Source organism: Streptomyces sp. NPDC006430 (assembly GCF_040612395.1).
GTDB lineage: Bacteria > Actinomycetota > Actinomycetes > Streptomycetales > Streptomycetaceae > Streptomyces.
In genome coordinates, this window is record NZ_JBEXQA010000018.1 from 1 (window position 1) to 25789 (window position 25789).

Genomic DNA, 25789 nt, shown 5'->3' on the forward strand with positions numbered 1-25789 from the left:
GGTTTATGACTCCCACGAGCCAGATCCTCATTAGCCTGAATCAGCTTCTCGCCGATCAAAACGAACAGCATGTCATTCACGGGCTTAGAGGCCTGAATCGCCATGTCGGATCAGTACTTCCTCCTCGTACCGCCACTGCCGGTGCCGCCATGGACCGCCCTGCGGGAAAGGTTGGCACGAGCTTATGGCTCAAATTCCTCGGTAGCGCTCAGTCGAGGAACATCTGAGCAAAAGGTCCCTGGAAATGTGCCCGTTCGTACATCACCCCGCGCCGAACCCCCCGCTCCTCACCCGGCCGCGGGAGACGGGGACTTGCTTCCTTCCACCGGAGCCTTCCCGGTGGGCGACGAAGGGCCGTTCGCCCCTCCTGAGGTCTTCCCGCAGGCTGGGGGCGCGATCGTCGGGGTACCGCCGCCCGCGGCTGCGCCCAGGTCCAGGTCCGGTCCCGACCGCAGCATGGACAGCAGCGGCGAGGGCAGCCTCACCGCGTCCGAGTCCGCGTACCCCAGTGCCTTCAGCGCGCCGCCGGAGGGCACCCGGTACTTCACGCCGTCCTCGGCCACGAAGTACGTCGTGTCACCCACGGCCGTGCCGCCCGCGCCCAGCGCCCGCACCAGGGCGCCGCGGCCCGGCCGGACCACGACGGCGTCCACCGGCAGGCACGCCTCCGCCGAGTCCCCCGGCGTCGCCTGGGTCACCGGGGTCAGCGAACCGCCGGGCACCAGCACGGTGCTGATGCGGACCACTGCGTCCACGGAGCGCACGTGGGCGCAGAGCGCCATGCCCTCCGGCACGCCGACCGCCCGGGGCGGGGACTCCGGGAGAGCCTCGGGGGCTGCGGACTTGGCCCGATCCCCGGGTGCCAGATGTTTTCCGAGGACGTCGGCGCCCAGCGGCTCGGCCTCGGGCGAGTGGCCGGCGTAGGCGCTCTCGCGGGTGACCGGGTCGCCGAGGACGAGGGCCGCACCGGTGGCCGTGAGGGGCTCCAGTCCCTCCTTCTGGAGCAGGTAGTACTTCGGGGCGACCCCGGGCACCCGCACCACGTACACCCGGCCCACCGTGCTCTGCGCGCCGCCCAGCGACGGCCCGACAGTGCCCCGGCCCGCCACGGCGGGCGGTGCGAGGTCCGTACCGGGGGCCAGGGCGTCCAGGAACGCGGCGGACACCGGGCGCGGGGTCACGGAGCCGTAGCCGAGGGAGACGGCCGCGCCGGAGGCCGTGTCGAGCCGGAGCCGGCTGCCCTGCCAGACCAGGTACGTGGTCTTGTCCGGGCCGATCACGAGGATCGCCTGGTCGGCGGCCATCGCCCGACCCTCCCCGGGGGCTCCGGCGACGAGAGTGGTGGCAGCGGTCCCCGCTGAGCCGAGGGCGGAGCAGACCTGCCAGGCGCCGCCGTCGAGGTCCTTCGCCGCCGGTACGGAGTCCGGGGCGCCGGGTATGCCGACCGGGGTCCCGACGGGCGTGCCGCGCAGTGAGGCGGCGCGCACATCGGTGGTCTTCAGCTTCCGCCCCCCGATCAGCAGGGCGGAAGCGTAGTTGCGTACCGGCCTGAGGCGACCGTCGAGGTACAGGTACCGGCCGCCGGTGTCCCTGTTGACGATCAGGGTGTCCGAGGTCCGCCACGAGGTGTTGCCGCCGGGCGATACCAGCCCGTACACCGCCGCGCCCGCAGCGATGATCACGGCGACGACGACGCCGATGACCGTACCCCGGGTGGTGCGGGCCAGCGGGCTCTCCGGGGCGTCGGGGTCGGCGAGCAGCATGCCGGAGGTGAGCCTGCCCATGGCGAAGGTATGGGCCTGGACCTGGTCGCGTTTGGACTGCATGGGATCGTGTTTCCTTCCGGTTCTCTGGGCCGGTCAGCCGTTGATCGCCCGCAGGGCACCGAAGACGCCGAGCACCCACAGCGTCAGCGACAGCAGGCCGATCGCCAGCAGTGAGTGCAGTAGTTCGGCCGCGCGGCCCCAGTACGGCACCATTCGCCGGCCGGGCACCGTCCAGGAGGCGACGGCCAGCGCAGCGGCGAGCGCCAGCAGCGTCATGGCGAGCGCCGGACGGTCGGCGGGGGACAGCCGGGCCGCGGTAGCGACAGCCAGCAGCACCGCCCCCCACAGGCCCGGAAGCACCAGGGCCAGACGCTGCCACACGTTGACCATGCCGCGCCCGTGCAGCAACAACAGCAGCGACAGCGTGCCCGCGGTCAGCACCTGGGGAAGACCGGGCGCTTGGACGAGGGCAGCCAGGCAGCCGGCGCAGACGGCGCCGGTCGCCCCGTACAGGGCCGTCATCCAGTTGCTGGCGAGTTCGGTCCGGGTGGCGACGTCGCTGCCGCTGTAGGGGTCGATGCCCTCCTGCAGCTGCTGGGGGCTCGTGGGCAAGGGGGGCATCCGCATTCCGGCGAGCTTGAAGGACAGGGCCGGTACGAAGCCGCCGAGGGCGACGGCTGCCGCGGCCGCCGCGGCGCCTGCGCCGTCCTCCCGCACATCGAAGACACTCATCAGGGCCCCGGCGGCGGCCGAGGCGATAGCGACCGTCGCGGTGGCGACGAAGAGCGGGGTGTACACAGCCGCCGCGGCCACCGCCAGCGCGGCCCCTCCGGCGGCTGCCGCCGCCGCGGCCAGCAGCCGGGCGCCGAGCACATGGTGGGCGTCGGGGCCGGAGATCGCGCCGCCGGGCAGCAGCCAGCCGGCCAGCGCCAGGCAGGGCACCGCCAGGAAGCCGAGCGTCGCGCCGGCTGCCGCGTCCCCCACCGCCCGGCTGGCCGTGGCCGCCCCGGCCAGCAGCAGCAGTCCGGCCACGGCCGCCATCACGGCGCGGGGAAGAACGGGGCCTTCCGGCCAGGCCAGAACCACCAGGGAGGTCAGCACGCAGACCGCCACGGCGCCCCGGAGCAGGCGGCGGCCGGCCTGCGGACTCCAGCCGTGCAGCCGCTCGCGCGTGACCTCGGCGATCCCGTCTACCAGGTCGTCGAGCCGCACCTCGGGCATCGCATCGGCGGGAGCACGCAGGTAGAGGACCTCGCCGTCCTTGAGGTCGAGGGACTCCAGGGTGCCTTCGTCGTCCAGCGGGCCCTCGCCCAGTCGTTGCAGCACCCATCCGCCGTGGTCCAGGCCGTTCTCCTCCAGATCGTCGCCGGAATAGCGCAACAGGGTCGGCAGGAGGTCGGCCACGGGCACGTCGGCGGGAACCGCCAGATCCACGGTCTTGGCGGGGGTACGGACGGTGAGATTGCACAGGGCCGCCCCCGAGCTGTCAGTCATTGCAGAGACCACGCCTTCCCGGGAATTTCATCCGCGAGCTTGGTATTGGGAGTTGAACGCATGCAGACTACTGACACCCCGAAGTATTCGTGAACGCCGGGGGATTATTGCTCTTGGCCCGACTCATGGTCGCGTGCCACGGTTAGGGAGCCCAATTCTTGAGTGCCATCCTCTTCCGCCGCCCTGCCCGCAGGCGCGGGCCAGAAATGCCCGAGGGCGAATTGGCCCTCCAAGAGCCACCGACCCTGCCGGAAGCAGTTCCGGACAGTTCGGCGGTATGGACCTATCTGCCGATGGGGATGATGTCCGGCTCCATGATGCTGGCGTACCTCCGGCCCGGAGGGGGCGGAGGGGCACTGACCTACGTGGCGACGGGCGTGATGGTCCTGGGGTCGGCGGTCATGATGGTCGGCCAGGTGATACGCAAGAGCGGCGAGCGAAAACAGCGCTTGCGCGGCGAGCGTCGGGACTATCTACGCTACCTGTCACAGACCCGGCGCAAGGTCCACCGGGCGGTCATCGAGCAGCAGTTGGCGCTAGCATGGCGCCATCCCGCGCCTCGCACGCTGCGTTCGATGGTGCGGACGACACGGCTGTGGGAGCGGCGCACCAGGGACGACGACTTCGCCGAGGTGCGGGTGGCCGTCGGGGATCAGCAACTGGCGATGCAGCTGTCCCCGGTGTCGGCCAAGCCCGTGGAGGACCTCGACCCCATGTGCGCACACGCGCTGCGCCGGTTCATGCGGGCCTACAGCACGGTGCCTGATCAGCCGATCGCGCTGTACCTGCGGTCCTGGGCCCGGGTGCTGCTGCGCGGCGACGAGGCGGCGGTCCGCGCCCTGGTGCGGGCGGCGCTGTGCCAACTGGCCGTGTTCCACGCCCCGGAGGACCTGTGGATCGCGCTGTGCGTGAGCGACGAGCGCCGGGCGGAGTGGGACTGGGTCAAGTGGCTGCCGCACAACCTGCACCCGCACGAGCAGGACGGCGCGGGACCGGTCCGTAGGGTGTCGTCGGAGCTCAACGGTCTGCAGGGCCTGCTCGGCGCGGAGTTCACCGAGCGGCCGGGGTTCGACCCCGAGGCCGTGCCCGGCCGGGACGAGCCGTTCACCGTGATCGTGGTGGACGGAGGCCAGGTGCCCGTCGGCCACCGGATCGACGGCGCGGGCTTCCGCAACGTGGTCGTACTCGACCTGTCGGAGGCCCTGCGCTGGCGTCCGGGGCGTACCACGCTGCGGCTGGACGTGCGGCCGGACGGGGTCCGGCTGGTGCGCACCGACCGCAGCCGCAAGGAACAGTCGACCCTGCTGGGCCGCCCCGACTCGGTCGGCCTGGCCGGAGCCGGGGCGCTGGCCAGGATGCTCGCGCCGTACCGGATGAGTCTGACCGCCGACGCCGTCGAGCCGCTTAGCACGGACATGGAGCTGACGACCCTGCTGGGGATCTCCGACCTGCACCGTCACGAACCGGGCGCGTTGTGGCGGCGCAACACGGGCGCGGCCCGGCTGCGGGTTCCGGTCGCGGTGGGCGCCGACGGAGCCCCGGTCGAGGTGGACATCAAGGAGGCGGCGCAGGGCGGCATGGGCCCGCACGGCATGCTGATCGGCGCGACCGGCTCGGGCAAGAGCGAGTTCCTGCGCACCCTCGTGGTGGCTCTGGCGCTGACCAACTCCTCGGAGACACTGAACTTCGTCCTGGTGGACTTCAAGGGCGGCGCCACCTTCCTGGGCCTGGACGGCCTGCCGCACACCTCGGCGGTGATCACCAACCTGGCGGACGAGGCAGCCCTGGTGGAGCGCATGCGGGACGCCCTCCACGGCGAGCTGATGCGCCGCCAGGAGTTGCTGCGAGCGGCCGGCAACTACTCCTCCACCCTCGAGTACGAGAAGGCGCGTGCCGCGGGAACGCCGCTGGCGCCGCTGCCGAGCCTGTTCGTCGTGGTCGACGAGTTCAGCGAACTGCTCGCCGCGCACCGGGACTTCATGGAACTCTTCGTGATGATCGGGCGGCTGGGACGGTCCCTCGGTGTGCATCTGCTGCTCGCCTCGCAGCGCCTGGACGAGGGGCGCATGCACCAGCTGGAGAGCCACCTGTCGTACCGCATCGGTCTGCGCACCTTCTCGGCCATGGAGAGCCGCGGGGTGCTGGGGGTCCCGGACGCCTACCATCTGCCGTCGCAGCCGGGCGCCGGTTTCCTGAAGAGCGGCGTGGAGGAACTCACCCGGTTCCGGGCGGCGTACGTGTCGGGCGTGTACCGGTCGCGCCGGGGCGCGGTGGTCCAGGCGCGGGTCGCCAGCCAGGTGGTGCCGTGGACGGCGGACTTCGTGGTGCCCCGGGCACCGGCCCCGCAGCCCGACCCGGAGACGGAGACGGAGATGGAAGCGGAGGAGGAGAACGCGGCCACCCTGCTGTCGCTGGCCGTGGAGCGCCTGCTCGGCGCCGGACCGCCGGCCCTCCAGGTGTGGCTGCCGCCGCTCGACCTGCCGTCCAGCCTCGACGGGTTGCTGCCCGGCCTGTCCGAGGACCCGCAGCGCGGACTCGTCTGCGCCGGCTGGCCAGGGACCGGCCGGCTGAAGGTGCCGGTCGGTGTGGTGGACAAGCCGTTCGAACAGCGCCGCGAGCCGCTCGTCGTGGACCTCGCGGGCAGCGGTGGGCACGTCGCGGTCGCGGGTGGCTCGCAGAGCGGGAAGTCGACGGTGCTGCGCACCCTGATCACCGCCCTCGCACTCACCCATACCCCTCGCGAGGTGCAGTTCTACTGCCTGGACCTGGGAGGCGGAACGCTGGCCTCGCTGGCTGGGCTGCCTCACGTCGGTGGCGTGGCGAACCGGCTCGACGCCGAGCGGATCAACCGTACGGTGACCGAGGTGAACACCCTCCTCAACCAGCGTGAGCAGTTCTTCCTGAGCCACAACATCGACTCGATGGCGACCTACCGCAGGCGTCGCGCGGCCGGCGAGTTCCAGGACGAGCCCCACGGTGACATCTTCCTGGTCGTGGACGGGTGGGCCACCCTGCGCCAGGACTTCGACACGCTGGTCCCCACCGTCAACCAGCTCGCCGCCCGGGGTCTGAACTTCGGCATCCACCTGGTGGTCGCCACGGCACGCTGGATGGAGCTGTCCAGCCAGGTGCGTGACCAGGTGGCCACCCGGCTGGAGTTGCGGCTGGGCGACGCCATGGACTCGGTGGTCGACATTCGCAAGGCGAAGACGGTGCCGCACAGTCCGGGCCGTGGCCTGACGGTGGACGGAAAACTGCACTTCCTGGCGGCGCTGCCCCGCATTGACGGCCGGGAGAGCGCCGACGACCTCACCGAGGGCGTGGCCGCTCTGGTGGAAAGGGTCGCCGGGTGCTGGCCCGGCCCCTCCGCGCCGCCCGTACGGACGCTGCCGCACCGGCTGCCCGTCTCGGAGCTGCCGGAACCGGAACTGACGGACGGGCTGCGGGTTCCGCTGGGTCTCGACGAGGACACCCTCTCGCCGGTGTGGCACGACTTCGGCCGTACGCCTCACCTGATCGGCGTCGGCGACACGGAGAGCGGCAAGACCAACCTGCTTCGGCTGGTCGCCTCGGCGATCACCGCCCGTTACAGCCCCAGCGAGGCCCGCATCCTGGTGGTGGACTACCGTCGCACGCTGGTCGAGGCGATACCGGAGGCGTACCGGATCGGGCACGCGGTGTCGCTCGACGCCCTGCGGAACTTGGTGAGCGGTTCCGCCCGGGCCATCAGTACCCGGGTACCGGGGCCGGACATCACTCCGTCCCGGATGCGCCTCGCGGACTGGTGGGAGGGACCGAGGCTGTTCGTCCTCGTCGACGACTACGACATGGTCGGCGGCGGCCTCGCCGCATCCCACCCCTTCGACGCGTTCTTCGAGCATCTCACCCTGGGGCACGAGGTGGGGCTGCACATGGTGGTCATGCGGTCCGCGACCGGTGCCGCCCGGGGCATGAACGACCAGCTGCTCAGGCGCCTCGACGAGGTCAACACCCCAGGCGTGCTGATGTCCTGCCCGTCCTCGGAGGGCTACGTCTTCGGCAACGTCAAGCCGCGCAACCTGCCGCCCGGCCGGGCGCAGTACATTGCCCGACGCAAGGCCGTTCTCATGCAGACTGCCCTGCTGGACGAGCCGGACGAGGACGAGCCGAGCGTGGTGGAAGCGGGCGGGGAGGAACCGGGCGGGGAATGACCTCCGGCCCGGCGGGGAACGGCCGGGCCGTGGGGATGCCCTCTGGTCCGGCCGCGGTGGGGCCGCGGCGTCCTCGTCCGTCCCGGACGGGTGGCGCCTCGGCCCCACCGGCGCGTCCCTCGCCGTACAGCCACCGTCGTCCGGCACAGACCCTACGGACGGGGGTCGAGCGGGCGCCGTGCGGGCGCCGTGCGTGAAGGGGGCGGCCCGTCCGGCGGCGGTCGCATGTGCCCTCAGTCGGGCGGCGACGCCTCGTTCCCGGCCGGACGCCACCTGCGGGCGCGGCCCTTCGGGACGGCCACGGCGGCCCAGGTGACCACCAGGAGCAGTCCGGCGCCCGCACCCGCCGACAGCAGGGCGCGTCGCGTCGCGCGGGCGCCCGCCTCGTCCGTTTCTAGGCGCACCGGCCGGGAACCGCCGGCCTGCGCCGCGGGTTCGGGGGACGCGCCCGGCACCGTGGTCAGCGCACCGTACGGGTCGAGGCGGGGCACGCCCGCCGGGTACGCAGTGGTGATCAGTCTGCGTGCCGTCTCAGCGGCTGACAGGCCGGGGTGGGCGGACCGTACCATGGCGGCTGCCGCAGCGGCGTAACCCGCAGCCAGAGACGCTCCGGAGCCGATGAAGTGGCCCTGGCCACTGGGACCGACACTCATCACGCCGTCGCCCGGCGCCGCAAGGTCGGCGTGCCGGGGCGTGTACGCGCCCTGCGGGCGCTGCCCCCGCACGTCGACGTCGACGACGGACAGGACGCCGGATTCGGCCGCCGGCCAGTAGTCCCCCGGCGGCGGGGCGGAGGGCGTACCGTCCCTGGCGGCGTCGGGTACCGCGGCGGCCACGATCAGCGCGTCTAGGCGGGCCGCGTAGGAGACGGCGTCGTGAAGGCGGGAGGAAGTCTGCGTCAGGGCCGGGGAGACCGCGATGACCTTGGCCCCTGCGTCCACCGCCGCGCTGATGCCGGCCGCGACCGTGGCGTCGGTCGCTGCACCCCGTTCGTCCGTGCCCCGCACGGCCACGACGTGTGCCTGCCTGGCCGCTCCGGAGAAGCCGACGCCGTCCACGGGGGCGGCGGCGATCAGCCCTGCCACGAAAGTGCCGTGGCCCACGCAGTCGTCGCCCGCGCCGCCCAGGGCGGTGACCCGGCCCGCCAGAGCGGGTGCCTTGAGCGACACCCCGGTGTCCACGACGGCCACGGTCACCCCGGCACCGGTACCGAACCGCCGGCTCCGGGCCAGCTGCAGGTTCTGCTGCTCCCAGGGCACGGCCTCGGCCACCGTGTCGGAGCCACCGGTGCAGGAGGCGCCGGACGCCAGCCGGGACGGAATCACGGGCAGTTGCACGGAGTCCCCTGACGCGGCGCCGGCCTGGGATGCCGCCCCGAGCACCACCATGGGCGCGCAGAGCACGGTGACAAGGGCCGGCAACGCGTGGTGGAGCCTGGGGCGGCGCATGGTGTTCATCCTCGGAACGGAACGGGCGCGGAACGGCCCCTACGGGCCCCGCTCCGGGGCCGGGGTGGGAACGGAGGCCGTTGTGGGACTCGGGTCACCGGAACATCGCCTTCCCGGGCAGCGCGTCCTGGGGAAGCAGCAGACGCAGGTCCTCCAGTCCGGGGGCGGCCATCGCGCTGAGCCGGCCCGCCTGACGCGTCATCATGCCTTCCAGCACCTGGCGGGCGAGTCGCGCGTTGCCGAAGGCCCGGTCACGCGGAATCGACTCGAAGTACGTGCGCAGCACCTGTCCGGTGCCCGGCACGCACTCGTATCCGGCGGTGACCGCGTGCTGGCGCACGATGGTGACCAGTTCGTCCGAGGAGTAGTCGGCGAACTCCACCCGCCGGGAGAAGCGGGAGGAAAGACCCGGGTTGGAGGTCAGGAAGCGCTCCATCTCCTCCGTGTAGCCCGCGACGATGACCACCACCTCGTCGCGGTGGTCCTCCATGAGCTTCAGCAGTGTGTCCACCGCCTCCTGCCCGAAGTCCGATCCGGAACCCGGACCGGTGGGAGTGAGTGTGTATGCCTCGTCGATGAACAGCACTCCGCCCAAAGCCCGTTCGAAGACCTCCTGGGTGAGCTGCGCCGTGTGACCGACGTACCGCCCGACGAGGTCGGCACGGGCCACCTCCACGAGCTGGCCCCGTGGCAACACGCCCAGTGAGACCAGCAGCTCGCCGTAGAGCCGCGCGACCGTGGTCTTTCCGGTGCCCGGCGGACCGGTGAAGACCAGGTGGTTGCTGATGCGCGGTGCGGGCAGCCCGGCGGCCTCCCGGTGGCGGGTGACGGACAACAGGTTGACGAGGTCCGTGACGTCGCGCTTGACGGCCGCGAGGCCCACCAGGTCGCCCAGCCGCGCCAGCGGATCACCGTCCGGGCTGCCGACGGCCTCACCGGTGGCCTCACGAGCGGCTTCCTCCCCGATGTCCTCGGGAAGCAGCAGCTGGAGGTCCTGGTCGGTCATGTCCGTGAGCGTGGCCAGCCGGGACGCCTGGCGGTCGACCATCTGCTCGAACACCTGGCGGGCTGCGCGGCCGTTGCCGAAGGTCGCGTCCTTGGGTATCCGCTCGAAGTGCGCGGCGAGGGCCTTACGGGCGGTGTCGCCGAGTTCGTACTGGTGACCGGCGCACATGCTCTCGACGATCGCCACCAGTTCGGGCACCGCGTAGTTCTCGAACTCCACGGTCCGGGAGAACCGCGATGCCAGACCGGGGTTGGACGCCAGGAACGCCTCCATTTCGGCGGAGTAGCCCGCCGCGACGACAACCACGTCGTCGCGGTGGTCCTCCATGAGCTTGAGGAGGGTGTCGACGGCTTCCCTGCCGAAGTCGGCGCCGGAGCCACGTCCGTCGGAAAGCAGCGTGTACGCCTCGTCGATGAACAGCACGCCCCCGAGGGCCCGGTTGAATGCCTCCGTGGCCTTGATGGCCGTACCACCGATGACCTGCGCCACCAGATCGGCCCGCGAGACCTCGACGAGGTGTCCCGAACGGAGGGCACCGAGTTCGGCCAGGATCGCCCCGTACAGCCGGGACACGGTGGTCTTACCGGTGCCGGGTGGGCCCGCGAACACCAGGTGCCGGCCCATCGGCGGGGCGGGCATGCCGAGTTTGGCGCGGCGCTGGGCCATACGGGTGAGGTTGACCAGCGTACGCACTTGCTGCTTGACGTTGTCCAGGCCGATGAGTGCGTCGAGGGCGGCGAGGGGTCCGTCCGCTCTGACGAGCCGGGCATCCTCGCCCTCGGCGCCACCCTGCCCGGCCGCGCCCGCGCCGTCGGGCCCGGCGGAGCCCCAGGCGTCCCGCTTGCCGTTGCCGGTACTGGTCAGTCCGTCGACGGCCAGCCGCTCACCGGGCTGGGACTGAACGAGGCCGCCGCCGCCGTTGTCCCGGACGGTGCAGTTGACCACGGAGACCGGGTCGGTGGAGTCGACGCGCAGGCCATCGTCCGCGCTGCCGCCGATCTCGCAGGAGTTGAACGAGCCGCGTCCGCCGTCCGAGACCAGGATGCCGTGGCGCCCGCTGCGGGCCACCCGGAGCCGGGTGGCGGTCATCTCCCCGCCTCCCTCGACGATCACGCCCGACTCCTCGGCCTCGGCGATCTCCAGGTCCCGCACCGTCATGATGCCGTCGCCGCCGATCGACAGGCCGCTCGCGCGGGGCGCGAGGACGGCTCCGCCCCCGACGTACACGTTGCCGTCGTCCTCTGCCCTGATGCCGCAACCGCCGGGCCGCTCTATGGTGCAGTCCTCCAGCCGGCCCCGGCCGTCCTTCAGCACCTCCACGCCGTGGCCGCGCGGCGCGTTGATGCGGGCGCGTCTGACGAGCGGGTTGGCTCCGGTGCGGATGGAGACGCCGGTTCCCAGGGCGTCGGTGACATCGAGCCGGTCCAGTTCGGCGGCCGACTCCTCCTCCAGCAGTACCGCGGTCGTCGCGCAGTCGCGGACGGTCAGGCCGACCAGGACGGGAGAGGCGTGTCCGTTCACCCGGAGGGCGGGGGCCTCAGCCGCGTCCAGCCAGCAGTCCTCGTAGGTCCCCCGGGAGCGGTCGGTGACCAGGAGGCCATGGCTCTTGGTACGTGCCGTACGGCAACGCAGGACCACCGGGTCACTGCCGCCGCTGACCACGATGCCGACGCCGGTAGTGCCGGTGACACGCACATCCTCCAGTTCCGTAGCGGCCTGGCTCGCGAGCTGGACTCCCGTGCTGGTGTCGTGCACCACGGTGCGCAGCACCCGGATTGAACTGTTGTCCTCCAGAGCTACGGCGGGCTTGTCGGTCGAGGAGATGTCACACTCCTCGACCGACCCCCGGGCCTCTCCGTTGGCAAGTACACCGTTGCCACGGGCGTCGCGGACGACGCAGCCGCGCAGGGTGATCCGGCCTCGTTCGCCGATGACCACGCCGGAGGTGCCGAGGTGTTCGATGGTGCAGGACTCCAGGGAACTCTCCACCGTGGACGTCACCACCACTCCGGCGCCACCCGGATTACTGACCCGGCAGTCCCGCAGGGCCAGCGAGCCGCCGGCCCGGGCGAGCAAAGCCGTCCAGGCGGAGCCGGTGATCTCGCAGCCCTGCATGGCCACCTGTCCGCGCGGCGCGTCGATGACCGGCAGTTCCTCGTCGCGTCCGCGCAACACCAGATCGGTGAGCATGGCCGCTTCGGCCTTGAGTACCAGCGCACTTCCACGGCGCGGGGCTATCTGCACGCTGCCGCGGGCCTGTTCCGCCACGATGGTGACCGGGGTGGTGATGGTCAGGCTCTCCGCGTACGTCCCCGGAGCCACACTGACCACCGCGCCACTGCGCGCATTGGCCAACGCCTCACCGATCGTCCGAAAGCCGTCGGGCCCCTCCGGGCTGACCGTAAGTATCTGGCGTGACAAGCGCGTTCCTCCTTCGTGTGGCCCTGCAGGGCCACGAGCCCCCGAATGCCTGGCGGCGCCGTCACGCAACGCTCAGCCCGTCGCATGGGACCGGGGCGCCACCGTCCACCAGCACCGCACGGCCCTCGGCGTCCAGGTCTGACACCGTGGCACCGAGGCTCGTTTCGACACCGAGTTCACACAACCGCGCCCCACAGTTCTGGAAGCCGCTGACATTGGAGGACGGCCGGTGAGACGGCCGATGCACCACGGCGGTACGCAGGACTGCCTGCTGGCCACGCGGCACGAGTTGGCATGCGGCGCGCGCTCCGAGGGTTCGAGGGTGGGACCCGGGGATGCCGGCCGACAACGGCCGCCCTGAGACCGGGGGACTAGCCTGGGGCGGCCGAACGAACAACACCGTACGGCGCCCACCAGCGCCTCGTGAGCAGTCGGCCGCGAAAGGGGTCAGAGGGGCAGACTGATCGTCCCTTCCGGACATGAGCGCACCGGAAGGGGACGGTCGCGTTCGTCACGGCCGATGTAACGCGTGACACCGGAGCGGCTGGGGCTCACGAGGGCCACAAAGTCAGTGTCGGCGCCAGCGGGCGAAGAACCGCTTCCGCGTACGAAGCGGATTCCGGGGGCTCGGCGGGCGGGAGCACGGTCACGTGATCGGGCGGCCCCGGACTCGGTCGTGGCGGCGGCATCGTCGGCGCGGGCAGCACGGCGGGCTCTGTCGCGCGTCGGTGAACCTTTCCGGCCACAACACTGGCTGCGCAAGCGCAACATCAAGGCGGTCATTCCTGAGAAGAAGGACCAGGCTGCCAACCGGAAGAAGAAGGGGTCCAGAGGCGGCCCGGTCCGTCAGTTCACGACGCCGGTCTCTCCAAGGAACGGAACACCGTCGAACGCCTGATCGACAGACTGGAAGGCCTGGCGAGGGATCGTCACCCGCTATGGCAAGTCGCCCGAAAGCTACCTCGCCGGCCTCCACCTCCGCGCCGCAACAGTCTGGATCGACGACCTCGTGAAGGACGACCGACCACAACCTCACACGGGCCTAGAAGGGGCCCGTCCTCCCGACAACATGCGGATCCACACGGGCGAATGGGCCAGAGAGTCCGCCCTGTTATGGTGCACCGATGTCATCGATCAAGCAGTTTCAAGTCACCTTTGACTGTGCAGGACCTGAGCGCCTCGCTCGTTTCTGGTGCGAGGTGTTGGGGTACGTCGTATCGCCGGTGCCGAAGGGGTTTGACACGTGGGACGACTACCATCGCTCGCTGCCGCCTGAGCATCAGGTGCAATGGTTCTCCTGCATTGACCCCTCAGGTGCGGGCCCGCGGCTACTCTTCCAGCGCGTTCCCGAAGGCAAGGTCGTCAAGAATCGGGTGCATCTCTGCGTGCGGGCCGGCACCGGGCTCGTGGGTGAGGAACGCCTCGCCACACTCCAGGCCGAGTGCGCACGACTGGTCGCGCTCGGCGCGGTACACGTGCGGACGCTGCTTGCCGATGACACCAACGAGTCGTGCATCGTGATGCAGGACATCGAGGGCAACGAGTTCTGTCTCGACTGAGCATCCTCCGAGCCGGCGAGGTGGGGAACCGTTTCCCCTGGGCCTCTCTTGAAGGGGCGGGAGCCGTCCCGTGAGGGCGAGGTTGTGCAGTCGGGCGATGCCGAGCATCGCGGTGTGAATGCCGTCGCCCTTCAGACGGCATTCGCTAAGGATCTTCCAGGTCATTCATCCGCGCGAAGACGTGCTCGACGCGGGCGCGGTCCATGCAGGCAGTTCGGTCTGGCCGCGTTCGCGGCGGCCCGGTGACCGGTTACTGAGATCCGTCGATCGGGGGCGTCCGCACGGATGCGGGGGCGAGGCCGGCCCGGCGCTGTTGCGTCGCCCCGAAGGCCATCCGCCGCGTTCTCGACGCCGCTGGCGCCCGCCGATCCGCGACGACCCCGAAGCCCCCTTCCCGGCGACGCCCCGGAAGGGGGCTTCGGCCGTGACGGATATCCGCGCGCCCCATGACGGGCCTGCCGATAGGGGCGCTGTCATGCCCATTCCCGCCCGCGCCGACGGCGCCGTCGCACTCCGGGAAGCCGACCTGCTGACCGGCGGGTTCGCGCTGTTCGGACACGGTACGGGCCGCCGGGCGGTGCGCGGTGCGCCGCGGAGGGGCGCCCCTGACCGACCTCCGGTCGGCGTGTGCGTCGACGTGGCACGGCAAGTGTGGGACGTGAGCCCACCTCGTGGACGGCCCGACGGGCCGCCGAGTCGGCATCGTGGTGGGCAGCCCGGTGGACGCCTTCGGACGGGGCTGCCCGGACGTACTCCTGCACGTCACCGCCCGCCCAGCTCGTCCGGGTTTTCTCGCCGGTGCGCTGGACCGTTCCCGTGCTGTAGGCGGTACCCCGCGGAGCGCTCGTACGGCTCCTCGCCGCCTGCCCAACCGTGACGGGACCCTGGACGATGGACTCGGCCACGCAGGTATCGCCGAGGACTGAGGCACCCGCGGGGAGGTCCGCGCCGTGCGGGCCTTCCACGTTCACGCCGGGTGCGCTTCCGCACCTCCGCCGGGCCATGCGGCTCGCTCGGGCCCGACGCAGGGTCTTCGGCCAACCCTCAGCACGACTCGGGCAGTTCCTTCGTGGCGTCGCGGAGCTGCTGCTGCGTACGCGGACCCCACCCAGGAGACTTCTGAAGATGCCGCAGGTCAGTCCTGCTCCGCGCTGGACAGAGCGTTGGTGATCAGGCGGGTGGCGTAGTCGCGGTCGCCCGTGAGCCGATTGATGTGCTCCGCGAGCAGGAAGGCCGTGGCTTCCAGGGGGTTCATCTCTTCCTTGGTCCAGTCCCCGTACTGCTTGCGCCACAGGTTGGGGCTCAGGCCAGTGCCTGCCGCGATGACCATCCCGGCCATGGTGGGGATGGTCTCGGGACGGATGCTCCGGGGCATCGTGCGCATCGTGGCCACGAGGTTGGGCACCACGTACTCGATGACGTCTTTGTCGTGGTCCTCGTACGCCTTCCGCAGCCACGTCATGAACATGTAGATGAGTGTGCACGCGCCGTCGAGCAGGTCACGGGCTCCCCCGGGTCCCGAGGACGCGATGAACTGGTCCATCAGCAGCCGCTGCTCCGGACCGGTCTCGGTCGTGCCGTCGTAGATCGCTTTGAGTCGGGAGTCAATGACCATGAGCGCTGCACCCACATCTCCGGCGGGAGCGTACCGAGGGTCGTACGACGATGACACTGGATCCTCCTTGGCGACTGCGCATGCAGCGCCGAGACAGCGGTCGGCATGAAACGAACTTCTAGCGGGATCCTGGTTGCCGATCCGACCGCCACCATTACCACTTCTCGGCGAGTTCATCGAGGGGGTCCTCGACGTGGCTCCGGTTGACGCGGTCCGCGGCCGCGATGGCGTCGGCGATCCAGGCGCGAGCACGCAGGGTGCTTCCGAGATGGGTGGCGAGGGCGGCGGTGATGTCCTTGAGCCGGGTGTCGCGGTTGAAGACGTCGAGGACGAACTCTGCGAGCGCCTCAAAGTCCCCGTCCTGGGCACTTTCGACGGCGGAGGACATGGTAGAGCGTATCCGGTGGATGCCCGCGGCTTCCTTGAGTCCGCGCCAGAACGGGGCGTCGTCGTGGCCGGGGAGGTCATTGAGGAGGGCGGCGAGCTGTTGCTCGTCGTCGGTCACGGTCGACTCCTTCGCATGGACGTCCCGCCAGTATCGGAGCTGGTGATCACGGAGTGGGGCCGTTTCCGAGAGTTGGCACTGCCGCCCTCCCTCTTGCCCTAGGGTCTGTCGTCAAAGTGATCTTGGGTTGTGGATCGGCGGACAAGACCTACGAGCGGATGCTCCGGGCCGCGCAGACAAACGCCGGTGCGGCGGGCGAAATCGAGCGGCTGGTATCCGTCGACTCCCCAACCGTCGATGCTCACCAGCACGTGGCAGGAGCCTGGAAAAGGGACTCCGAAGCCAGACCCTCGGACGGCCCCGAGGCGGGCTGACCAGCTCTATCAGCGGCTGCTTGAGGTGGGCTGCCGCGGCGCCCACGCCGACTGCCTCCGCCTCGGCCTCGGGATGGACGCTGCCTACAACTACGGCGAGTACCGCCAAAGCTGGGCGCTGCACGGGCAAGCCCCCGCCCGATCCTTGGAAGACAGCTTTCACCGGGCATCCGACGCCTTCGGCCCGGCACACGCATGCCCCATCAGGTTCATCGACAACCACGTCGCCTACCGGTTCCTCCGGTACGGGGAACCGTCCGGCCCGCTCCACGCAGCCATGGGATTCCTGCTGTTCTCGCTCGGCATGCTGCTCCTCTCTACTACGGCACCGAGCAGGGATTTCGCCAATCGACACGTTGCCTGGAACCCGAGGGGGCGGCCGACCCGGCCTCACCCCGCAATCGCGAGGACATGGTCCCCGAAGGGCTCTTCACGTCCCCGAGCTCAGCGGGCGGCGGATTCAAGACGACCTCCGCCGGGTTCCGGTGGACGCGCAGGCTGATCGAAGTCCGGCGCCGGCTCGCCTCGTTGCACAGAAGTAGCCAGCACGTGCGATGGTCCGACGCCACGGGGCCGGGGCTATACGCATTCAGCCGGGTGTACGGCGGACAGGAAGTCCTCGTCGTGCTGAACACCGGCGTCCGGGCCCGTTGCGCCCAGATCCCATCGGCGCGGTCCTGGCGGATCGGAAGACCCAGCTCCGCGATGTCGTCCAGCCCGGATACGCGACGCTCGCGCCACAACCTGCCGGCGAGGGCCGGACCGTACCGGTCTGTGTGCCTCCGCACGGCGTAAGGGCGCTGGTGGGGTGATCGGCCGCTGCCGGACAGGAAGTGGTTCCGGCGCTCACCGCGCAGGTACTGCCACCGCCAGGCATTGCCCTTCGCGCAGGCCGACGGCAGCAGCCCCGGCCGGGCGTGTTGACGATGCCCCGAGTTGGCGGTGCGGTCTCCTCCGCCGAGGCTGGTTATCTCGTTCCGATCTTGCTGCTGGTCCCGAAGCCGGATGAGAATCCAGGCCCAAAACCGCTGACGAGAGGGAGAAGGCAGTGAGGCATGCCCTGAACCTCGCGTGTGAAGAGCTCGGAGAGGTGCCCGAGTGCCCAGAGTCAGTCTGGCAGCGGACCGAGCTCCGCGTACTGATCCTCGCGGACAACGGAGACTCACGACTCTCCTGCCAGGGATCGAACGGCTGTACCTGCTGAACACCTTGGGCCTTGGACACAACGCGCTCACGTCGGTGCCCGACGAGCCGGGCAAGCTGGCTGAGCAGAACTCCGTGGCCGATCCGCCGGAGCCGCTGGCCTGCCTCCCGCGGCTCCCGCAGATCGGCCTGCGGAGCAACGCCTCAGCCAGTTGCCGTACCGGCTCGCCGTGAATGCCACCGCTGGAAAAGCTGGACCTGCGGTGGAACGAGATCGATCCTTCCCTGCCGCTACTGACCGAACTGGAGCGACAGGGGGTGCTTCGTCTTGACGTGAACGACACGCCACACGGCCTCTCACACCGCAGGGCCGTCGCCTCTCGTCAACACCCACGAGCGAGTTGATCACTGAACGCTGTTGAACTCGTCAACGAACGCTGATGCAGGAGATGAGGTGCTGTCAGTCCTCTACTCCTGAGCGCCCCGGCCGGCGGGACGGAGGTCGAGGACCACGGCGCCGGTGCTGAAGGTGGTGGTGCTGGCAAGGGTCCACGAGGTGGAAGGGATGCCCTCGGGGAACAGCCGCTTGCCCTTTCCGACGACGACGGGGTGGATCCAGAGCTTGAGTTCGTCGACCAGCCCGAGTTCGATCAGCGAGTTCTGCAGGTCGCCGCTGGCGTAGATCAGAACGTCGCCCGTGTACTGGTCCTTGATCTTGGGGATCTCGGTGGCCAGGTCGCCGCGGACCACGGTGGCGTTCCACTCGGCTTCCCGCAGGGTCGTGGAGACCACGTGCTTGGGGAGCGTGTTCATACGGACGGCGCCCTCGCCCTCCGATTCCTCCATGTGCGGCCAGGCAGCGGCCATCCCCTCGTAGGTGACGCGTCCCAGCAGCAAGGCATCGGCGGAGAACATGCGGTCATGGGCGTACGCGGCGTGTTCGGCGTTGAAGTACGGGCCGGTCCAGGCCGGGTTCTCCATGACGCCGTCGAGCGACAGATAGGTAAGGGCGACGATCTTGCCCACAGGAGTTCTCCTAAGGTCGACTTGCGAAACAGGGTGATGAGGCGTCTCGGCTGAGCGGTCAACACTGCCGCGCCTTATGGACCAGGTTCTCCCTTGAAGATCAGCCAAACAACGTCTGATACTGGAACCCACGTTTAACCAGATTCAACACTCGGATCCACGACCAGGAGGCCCGGTGCTCGAACGCCTGGAACTCGAAGCGTTCCTCACCCTGGCCGAGGAACTACACTTCGGGCGCACCGCCCAACGCCTGAACGTCACCACGGGCCGGATCAGCCAGACCATCAGGAAGTTGGAACGGCACATCGGGGCGCCGCTGTTCGAACGCACCAACCGCAGTGTCCGCCTGACCCCACTCGGCCACCGGCTGCACGACGACCTGAGGCCGGGCTACGAACAGATCCAGGCCGGCCTCGATCGCGCGATCGCCAGCGTCCGCCACACGCTCACCACGCTGCGAGTCGGCTTCGTCGGCGCCGCTGCAGGACAGGTCGTCCACCAAACGCGAGACCTCTTTCCGGAGCGCGTCCCGGACTGCCGCGTCCACGCCCGGGAAGCGCAGGTCATCGACGCCGTCGCGCGACTGCGCGCGGGCGACGTGGACGTCCTCGTCCTGAGCCTGCCGATCTCCGAGCCCGACATGGTCGTCGGCCCCGTACTGATCTCCGAACCCCGCATGCTGGCCGTCCCTGTCGGACACCCCTTCGCTCACCGCAAGAACCTGACCATGGAAGATCTGGCGACCATCCCGCTCCTGCGACTGGCCGGCGCTCTGCCCGGCGACTGGCCCGCCGACCGCTGGCCGGAGCGCACCCCGCAAGGCAGGGCCGTTCCCCCCGGCCCCCACTTCGAGACCTTCCAGGAAGCCCTGCAACTCATCGCAGCGGGCTGCGGAGGTTACATCGTCGGAGCCCAGGCAACCCGCTTTTACGCCCGCCCCGATGTCGCTTACGTCCCGTTCTCCGACGCTCCGCCCATCGACTGGGCCCCCGTCTGGCTGAAAGCAAACAACACCCCACGCATCCGAGCCTTCGCCCACACCGCCCAGGAAGTCGCCAACCGCGTCTACCTGGATGCATCCCACTGACCCCACTGAGGTGCTTGGAGGCCGGACACCAAACTGGGTGCACCGGGCGGCTGCGGGTCCGACGGTTCGCGCCCCCGTGCTCCGCCCGCGTACGGCATGGCTGGAATGACGCTCCCCGCCGGCTTGGTGACGGCCTGCTGCATGAGCTGGAAGAGGCGGGTGACTGACACACGGTCTTCGTCTTGGGCGAGGTCTTCCAGCCGCCCTCGCGCTTGGGCGGCACCTTGCAGAACAGCCGGCGCCGGTTCACCAACACCGCCCGCCAGTCCCCGAGGGCCGTACGACCGGGAGCAGCGCGACGCCCTCTGTCGAGAACACGGGAGCCGGGCAGCCGCCTTGGCGCTTGCCTCGCGTCCCGAGAAACGGACGGGGCCGCGCCCGGCTACCGTCGACGGCGGCTGGGTGGCTCCGGCCTCCTCAGTGGCCGAATGCGCGCACCCGTCCACGTGCACTCACCCCAGGGCGAAGAGGAAATTGACGGAGTTGTAGTAGTTGGGAAGGTGCACCATGGTCGAGCCCGGATGTGGAGGGTTGGCCTTCGGCCAGTCCCGCGGGCCCAGCAGATGGTCGGAGTAGTCACTCCCCCTGACCGGTGGTACGAACCAGATCCGGAACGCGCCCGGTCGTGCATCCGGTTCGAACCTCCACAGCTGCGTCGTGAGTTCCGTGCCGGACCGGCAGGTGCGGAGGGAGACCGCAACGACATTCCCACCAGCGGTGGTTCCGTCGAGGCAGGTCCCGGTACCCGTGTTGCGGAGTTGATAGGTGCCCTGACGGGCCGGCAGGCGCTGCCATCCCTGGGAAGGCTTTCCGGTGCACTGCTCAAGCTCCAACGGCCCGTCAGAACCACCGTCGGCCAGGCCGACGCACAGACCCGAGCCGACGTTGACCAGGGGTATGCCTGCGGAACCGTTCGAGGGCGACGGCGAGGCGGGCGTGGCGACGGCTGACGTTGCGGTGGCAAGAGTCGGTGTGGCTGTGGCCGACGCCGAGGTGGCAACAGCCACGAGCGGGGTCACCGACGGTATCGGGGCCGCACTTGCGGTTGGTCTCGTGGGTGCGGCCGGGTCGGGCCGGTTCGGAGCGTCGGTCGGCAGCAGGAAGACCGCGGTCGCCGTCGTTCCCGCGACGGCCGCCGTAGCAGCCCATTTCGCGGCGCCGATCCGCGCGCCCGCAAGCTTGACCCCGCCCAGCGCGCCTACTGAGAGGTGGGCACCGTGTCCGCCTATGGACGCCAGGAACGAGCTGGGGACCCACAGCAGGATTCCACCCGCCAGGAGCGCGCCCAGACGGCCGTTGGCGTCTCGCAGGTCGCGTTCGGCCCGGGTGCAGTCGTCGCAACTCTGAAGGTGGCGGCGAAGATCCTGGGTGACGCGCTTGCCCGGCCTGCGAAGCGAGGCGGCGATCTGCGCTCCGTAGTGGCGGCACTCCTCGCTCGCGGTCTGGTCCAAGTGGGCGCGCAGGTACGCCTCCCGCAGGCCTTCCCGTGCACGCGCGACGAGCGAGCCGACGCCTCCTGCCGATATTCCGAGGCGGGCGGCGGTCGCGGCGGCAGGCTCGTCCTCGACGACCGCGTGCCACAGCACGGCCTGCCAGCGCTCCGGCAGCGACTGGTAGGCCCGCAAGACCAGCGATCCCTCTTCCGCCGAAAGGACGGCCCCCTCGATGTCCTGCCCGTCGGAGAGGTCCTCAGCCCACTTCTCGAAGTCGTCGGACAGCTGGGTCCGGGCACCGTCACGTGCCCACGTGCTGGCCAACCGGCGCACGCAGGTGAGCAGGTACGGGCGCCAGGCGTGCTCGGGTCCGGCACCCCAGGCGACTGCCCGGTAGGTTCGGGTGAAGGCCTCGGCCGCAAGGTCCTGGGCGGTGGACAGGTCTCGGCAACACGTGCGGGCGTAGGCGAGTACGGCGGAATGGTGACGGGCGAACACCTCGCCCATCACGTCGCTGATCTCGGGATCGGACGTCGAGGTGTGCGCGCGCAGCAGTGCGCACAGCTGCGCGTCGCTGACGCTTTGGAGGTCCTGCTGACGGCCTGTGCCCGATGTACTCAACACCTGCTCCTGCTGGCTTGCCGATGGCCGGCACGGTCGGTACCGGGCCGGTCTGTTTGAGGGGTGCGACGCTGCGCCCGGCCGGAATTCGCGCAAGTGTGCACGCTCCCAGGACGTTCAGGCAAACGGACGCTCGTCGCCAGTCCGGGCGCACGGTGCAGTTCAGCATGGGCGGACGGTCAGAACGAACCGCGGGTGAGCCCGGTTTCAGGGGCGGCGGAGTACGTCGTCGGAAGGCACACAGCGGGGCGAGGTCCATCGCGGCGACCTGTGGACGCGCGACGTGGGTCACGCCACCACGCCACGACGCCGCCACTGGTGTCACGGGGACCGGCTTGTACTTAGGGCGTCCGGGTCAGTGCCGCTGGCCACCGGTGTGCCCACCTCACCCGGCGTGCTGCCGGGAGACGGCAGCCCTGCGCTCACCCTGATTGCCTTCGACATGAACGGAGTTGTACGGTCCGGACGTGGGCCGGTGGCGGGTCGCCCTGGGCGAGGTCGGCGCCGTCGTGCCGGAGGTCGTACGGGCGACGGTCGTTCATGTGCGGGGGCTGCCCACGGCCGCTGCGGCTGCCCGGCCTTGCCTCCACTGCCCGCCCGGCGGCGGGGGTGCTCTGACCAGGGCTGCGGCCGGGGTGGCCCACCGAGTACGGCTGGGGCATTGCCGAGGATGCGCGATGAGATCAGCGGGTTCGGCGGGAACGGGAGCGGGCCAGCCAGCCGAGGGTGACGGCGATCAGGCCCAGGAGCATGGCGAAGTAGGCGCCGCCGAGCCCGTTGCCGGTGCTGAGACCGCCGTCGGCGGTGGCCGCGACCGTCCCGCCGACGGCCACGGCGACCACACCCGCCGCGAGAGCCGTGACAGCTCCGCTCCGCCGGGCCCAGGTGGCGATGTGTCCCTGCCTGGTGGGGCGGGCCAGGGCCAGACCGCCGCCCACCGCGCCGAGGAGGCCGACCAGCGCCGACAGGGAGGCCCCGATTGGCCGATGCTCACGGTGTAGATGCTTGCGGCGACCGGTTGGACCGAGGGGTCCGCCGCGGCCGGTCCGGCGAACGCGAATCCGCCGATCAGGACGGCAGCGGTCACGGCAAGCACGGATCGAAGGGGCCGCAGGGATCGAAGGGGCATGAGGTGCCCTGCCTTTCTGATATGGGCCTGAACTGGTCATTCATGAGATCGCGGGTCCCAGGGGCCCGGGCATGGCTGTGAATTGCGACTCGATCGCTGTTGAACGGCGACGCCGGCGATGACCGTCCGGAGTCGCACCAGGCATCTGGGACCGGCCGGCCGTTGCCGCCCACGGCCCTCGTGACCGTTGGGTTCACCGTCGAGGTCGCCCCGGCCGATCCACAGCGGTTGCGCTCGGCGGCTACGACCTGGCAGCGGGGCGCAGCAGCCAGTGCGGGGACAGTGTCTGGACCAGGGCCAGGGTGCTGAGGGCGAACATCACCACGCCCAGGGGGACATGGAACGAGGGCGCGTGGGCGATGCCCAGCACGACCTGCGCCGAGGCGAGGACGAGGAAGCCGGTGGCGTACAAGACAGGGCGGGGGGATCCGCCGCCCGGGCGCCAGGCCAGGATCGCGGCGAGCAGGTACAGCATGGCGGCCGCGTACATCACCTTCGATCCGACGTCGTGCATCAGATAGCCGTGGGACGAGGTCAGCAGCATGCCCGCGGTGACCGCCTGGAAGAAAAGGGTCAGGGTCTGCAGGGCTGTCGCGGTTTTGAGAAAGGTGAGGCCGTCCTGTGCAGCCGCCGTTCGTCTGGTCATGGTGTGGTCTCCCTTGTGGTGTGCGGCAACAGACGCTGCTGTCCGAGCCGTTGGCGTCAGCGCAGGGTGAGCGGGGTCTCGGAGGTGACGTGGGTCAGCTTCTCGGGGTTGCGGACGAAGTAGAGGCCGGCGATGCGGGCGTCCTCAACACGGACGGCCATGACGCCGTCGAGCTCGCCGCCCACGTGTACGGCGAGTGCGGGGCTGCCGTTGACCACGGTGGGCTCCCGGGTGATGGTGGCTTCGGCCTTGGCGGAGCCGCCGAGGTAGAAGCCGACGATCTTCTCGGCGCCGATGACCGGATGCAGTGCGGCCCTCTTGACGCCGCCGCCGTCGCTGAGCAGAACGACGTCGGGGGCGAGTACGTCGAGGAGGTCCTGCGGGTTCCCGGTCTCAAGGGCGCGCCGTCCCACGTCGACCCTGACCCATCACAGCCAGGTCTCCTGGAGGACGTCCTCGGCGTCAACCGCCGATCCGAGCATCTCGTAGGCGACGGTGAACAGCAGGTTGCGGTGGGCGACGAACGCTTCGGTCGCCAGGTCGGTGGTGTGGTCGGTCATCTCTCGGTCTCTCCGCATCGAATGCGAGGTCAGGCTGCCCGCACCACGCTGGCCGACGCCTCGCCGGGGCTTGGACTGCAACAGTTGCCGGCGGTGGTCGCCCCGGGGCCCGCTTTGCACGACGAGACAGGTGTTCTCAGCCATGGGTGACCCCTTCGCTTTCCAGGGGTCGGACCGTCTTCTCGACGGACAGACCCGGCGCGGCGGCCAAGTGGCGCTTGCGCTTGGGCAGACCGAAGGTCGGGTGCGAGGTGGCCCACAACGACATCTTGAGGATGCCCGCCTTGATCCGCGCAGCCTTCCGGCCGCCCACGTACTTGGGCTTCGCCTGCGCTTCGTCGTCGACCAACTGCAGGATCCCGTCCCGCCGCCCGAGGCTGATGTGGTTGCCCAGGTACTCCAGCCTGGTGTTCGCGATCTTGCGGCCGGTCAAGCGTCCCACGATCGCGGCCGCGGCCTGCATGCCGGTGTAACCGGCCGAAGCGCAGGACATCGGCAGCGGCCGGCCGTTGTCACCGATGGCGTAGACGCTGTCACCGGCGGCGTAGACGTTCGGGTGCGAGAGAGAGCGCATGGTGCGATCGACGACGATCCGACCGTTCTCGGTGACCTCCAGCCCGCCTGCGGCGGCGATGGGGCTGACCGCGAACCCGGCCGTCCACACGGTCGCGTCGGACGCCAGGGCAGTGCCGTCGGCGCACAGCACCCGCGCCGCTTCGACGGCTTCGACCTCGGTGTGCTCCAGGACGGTGATGCCCAGCCGGTCGCAGGCCTGGCGCAGGTGGCTGCGGGCTCCGGCGGAGAGCGGGGCGCCCAGCTCCCCTCGGGCGAGCAGCGTCACCGACAGGCCGGGCCGGGATTCGGCGATCTCGGTGGCGGTCTCGATGCCGGTCAACCCGTCGCCGACGACCAGCACCCGCCGGCCTCCGTCCCGCCTGCCCAGGCTGTCCAGGCGCTCGCGCAGACGCAGCGCGGAGGGCCGGCCGGTGACGTCGAAGGCGTGCTCGGCCACGCCGGGGACGCCGTGGTCGGCGCCGTGGCTGCCGAGCGCGTAGAGAAGCGTGTCGTAGCCGAGCTCGCCGCTTCCGCCGTCGGCGTCGGCCACGGCGACGACCTGGCGTTCGGGGTCGACGGCGGTGACACGGGCCAGGCGCAGCCGTATCCCCGTGCCCACGAAGACGTCGGCGAGCTGCGGAGCCTCGATCTCCTGGCCGGCCGCGAGCTGGTGCAGCCACAGCCGCTGGACGAAGGCCGGCTCGGCGTTGACCACGGTGATCTCGGTGTCCGCCGGGGACAGCCGGCGGGCCAGGGTCCCGGCCACGTAGGCCCCGGCATAGCCGGCGCCGAGGACGATGATGCGGTGCTTCATGAGTTGCCCCTGTCGGCTCGCTTGCTCCTGGTGAATTGGGCGGAACAGCGCCCTGATTGCTGACGGGAACTGACGCCTGTGTATCCGCTGCCGATCACGACCGCCTCGATCTTCTCGGTCATGCTGTCTCCTCTGTCTCAAGGGGTCAGCCTCAAGACACCGTGCGGCTGACCGCTGTGACAGCCTGTGATGCAGATCACTCCGCAGGTGTGGGCTCGGCACGCGAAGTCCCCGCTCACCCCACCGCCTCCAGCGCCGAGGCGGGGACTGGAGCGTGGACCGAAGCCGCACCGGCAGCAGGGGCGGGGGCTGGCTGCGGCCCGGCAGCCGGGACCGGACAGGTCCGGTGCGGGTGCCCGTTCTGCAGCGGGCGGCGGCGTCCACGGGTGCGCCTCATTGTTGGTGCGCGCGGCGGAGCGAAGGGATCTGGCCAGGCCGTGCCCCGTAGGACCGGCTG

The 25789-nt window shown here is 70.4% G+C and carries 15 protein-coding genes and 3 pseudogenes; 4 read left to right on the plus strand and 14 right to left on the minus strand.

Translation table 11 applies throughout. From position 1 onward, the window contains the following. Positions 1-287: 287 nt before the first annotated feature. Both eccB and eccD read right to left on the minus strand, forming a co-directional pair. On the minus strand, positions 288-1826 hold the full coding sequence (gene eccB / locus ABZZ20_RS23670; protein ID WP_356872637.1) for a type VII secretion protein EccB: 1539 nt from the start codon (positions 1824-1826) through the stop codon (positions 288-290). A gap of 33 nt (positions 1827-1859) precedes the next feature. Further along, on the minus strand, positions 1860-3260 hold the full coding sequence (gene eccD, locus ABZZ20_RS23675; protein ID WP_356872639.1) for a type VII secretion integral membrane protein EccD: 1401 nt from the start codon (positions 3258-3260) through the stop codon (positions 1860-1862). Positions 3261-3466: 206 nt separating this feature from the next. Between eccD and eccCa the strand changes: the two genes are divergently transcribed. Then, positions 3467-7450: a type VII secretion protein EccCa gene (gene eccCa / locus ABZZ20_RS23680; protein ID WP_356872837.1), complete on the plus strand. Its 3984-nt coding sequence runs from the start codon at positions 3467-3469 to the stop codon at positions 7448-7450. Positions 7451-7683: 233 nt separating this feature from the next. On the opposite strand, the gene ABZZ20_RS23685 is transcribed toward eccCa, so the two are convergent. Both ABZZ20_RS23685 and ABZZ20_RS23690 read right to left on the minus strand, forming a co-directional pair. Next, positions 7684-8898, minus strand: a complete 1215-nt coding sequence (locus ABZZ20_RS23685; RefSeq protein WP_356872641.1) for a S8 family serine peptidase — start codon at positions 8896-8898, stop codon at positions 7684-7686. Positions 8899-8992: 94 nt separating this feature from the next. After that, on the minus strand, positions 8993-12325 hold the full coding sequence (locus ABZZ20_RS23690; RefSeq protein WP_356872642.1) for a right-handed parallel beta-helix repeat-containing protein: 3333 nt from the start codon (positions 12323-12325) through the stop codon (positions 8993-8995). A 745-nt stretch (positions 12326-13070) separates the two neighbouring features. Between ABZZ20_RS23690 and ABZZ20_RS23695 the strand changes: the two are divergent. Both ABZZ20_RS23695 and ABZZ20_RS23700 read left to right on the plus strand, forming a co-directional pair. Beyond that, positions 13071-13340 (plus strand): annotated as a pseudogene (locus ABZZ20_RS23695) (transposase); the annotation flags it as partial. A 109-nt stretch (positions 13341-13449) separates the two neighbouring features. Next, the gene (locus ABZZ20_RS23700) at positions 13450-13884 is read left to right on the plus strand and encodes a VOC family protein (protein ID WP_356872644.1); all 435 of its coding nucleotides are present in this window, start codon (positions 13450-13452) and stop codon (positions 13882-13884) included. Between the two features lie 66 nt (positions 13885-13950). Here the strand turns inward: ABZZ20_RS23700 and ABZZ20_RS23705 are convergent. The 4 genes and pseudogenes from ABZZ20_RS23705 to ABZZ20_RS23720 all read right to left on the minus strand — a co-directional run. Next, positions 13951-14127 (minus strand): annotated as a pseudogene (locus tag ABZZ20_RS23705) (IS5/IS1182 family transposase); the annotation flags it as partial. A gap of 892 nt (positions 14128-15019) precedes the next feature. After that, positions 15020-15556: a hypothetical protein gene (locus ABZZ20_RS23710; protein ID WP_356872646.1), complete on the minus strand. Its 537-nt coding sequence runs from the start codon at positions 15554-15556 to the stop codon at positions 15020-15022. Positions 15557-15653: 97 nt separating this feature from the next. Next, positions 15654-16004 (minus strand): hypothetical protein, encoded by a 351-nt coding sequence (locus ABZZ20_RS23715; protein ID WP_356872648.1) that lies wholly within the window; start codon positions 16002-16004, stop codon positions 15654-15656. A 1925-nt stretch (positions 16005-17929) separates the two neighbouring features. Next, positions 17930-18487, minus strand: a complete 558-nt coding sequence (locus tag ABZZ20_RS23720; protein WP_356872650.1) for a dihydrofolate reductase family protein — start codon at positions 18485-18487, stop codon at positions 17930-17932. Positions 18488-18662: 175 nt separating this feature from the next. Here ABZZ20_RS23720 and ABZZ20_RS23725 point away from each other — a divergent pair, with 175 nt between their 5' ends. Further along, on the plus strand, positions 18663-19574 hold the full coding sequence (locus ABZZ20_RS23725) for a LysR family transcriptional regulator (protein ID WP_356872652.1): 912 nt from the start codon (positions 18663-18665) through the stop codon (positions 19572-19574). 452 nt (positions 19575-20026) lie between these two features. On the opposite strand, the gene ABZZ20_RS23730 is transcribed toward ABZZ20_RS23725, so the two are convergent. The 6 genes and pseudogenes from ABZZ20_RS23730 to ABZZ20_RS23755 all read right to left on the minus strand — a co-directional run bounded on the left by ABZZ20_RS23730 (position 20027) and on the right by ABZZ20_RS23755 (position 25454). Further along, positions 20027-21628: a sigma-70 family RNA polymerase sigma factor gene (locus ABZZ20_RS23730; RefSeq protein WP_356872654.1), complete on the minus strand. Its 1602-nt coding sequence runs from the start codon at positions 21626-21628 to the stop codon at positions 20027-20029. A 683-nt stretch (positions 21629-22311) separates the two neighbouring features. Further along, positions 22312-22566, minus strand: a complete 255-nt coding sequence (locus ABZZ20_RS23735) for a DUF6223 family protein (RefSeq protein WP_356872656.1) — start codon at positions 22564-22566, stop codon at positions 22312-22314. A 432-nt stretch (positions 22567-22998) separates the two neighbouring features. Next, positions 22999-23403, minus strand: a complete 405-nt coding sequence (locus ABZZ20_RS23740; RefSeq protein WP_356872658.1) for a hypothetical protein — start codon at positions 23401-23403, stop codon at positions 22999-23001. 56 nt (positions 23404-23459) lie between these two features. Further along, positions 23460-23963 (minus strand): annotated as a pseudogene (locus ABZZ20_RS23745) (sigma factor). A gap of 136 nt (positions 23964-24099) precedes the next feature. Then, positions 24100-25332: an FAD-dependent oxidoreductase gene (locus tag ABZZ20_RS23750; protein ID WP_356872660.1), complete on the minus strand. Its 1233-nt coding sequence runs from the start codon at positions 25330-25332 to the stop codon at positions 24100-24102. Next, the gene (locus ABZZ20_RS23755; protein ID WP_356872662.1) at positions 25329-25454 is read right to left on the minus strand and encodes a hypothetical protein; all 126 of its coding nucleotides are present in this window, start codon (positions 25452-25454) and stop codon (positions 25329-25331) included. The genes ABZZ20_RS23750 and ABZZ20_RS23755 overlap by 4 nt, the downstream gene beginning before the upstream one ends. Between the last annotated feature and the right edge of the window lie 335 nt (positions 25455-25789).

What these genes read in the sequence shown, in the direction of transcription:
- eccB (WP_356872637.1), bottom strand. Translation starts at nt 1,826, where the DNA reads ATGCAGTCCAAACGCGACCAGGTCCAGGCCCATACCTTCGCCATGGGC.
- eccD (WP_356872639.1), bottom strand. Translation starts at nt 3,260, where the DNA reads ATGACTGACAGCTCGGGGGCGGCCCTGTGCAATCTCACCGTCCGTACC.
- eccCa (WP_356872837.1), top strand. Translation starts at nt 3,467, where the DNA reads ATGCCCGAGGGCGAATTGGCCCTCCAAGAGCCACCGACCCTGCCGGAA.
- ABZZ20_RS23685 (WP_356872641.1), bottom strand. Translation starts at nt 8,898, where the DNA reads ATGCGCCGCCCCAGGCTCCACCACGCGTTGCCGGCCCTTGTCACCGTG.
- ABZZ20_RS23700 (WP_356872644.1), top strand. Translation starts at nt 13,450, where the DNA reads ATGTCATCGATCAAGCAGTTTCAAGTCACCTTTGACTGTGCAGGACCT.
- ABZZ20_RS23740 (WP_356872658.1), bottom strand. Translation starts at nt 23,403, where the DNA reads ATGACCAGACGAACGGCGGCTGCACAGGACGGCCTCACCTTTCTCAAA.
- ABZZ20_RS23750 (WP_356872660.1), bottom strand. Translation starts at nt 25,332, where the DNA reads ATGAAGCACCGCATCATCGTCCTCGGCGCCGGCTATGCCGGGGCCTAC.
- ABZZ20_RS23755 (WP_356872662.1), bottom strand. Translation starts at nt 25,454, where the DNA reads ATGACCGAGAAGATCGAGGCGGTCGTGATCGGCAGCGGATACACAGGC.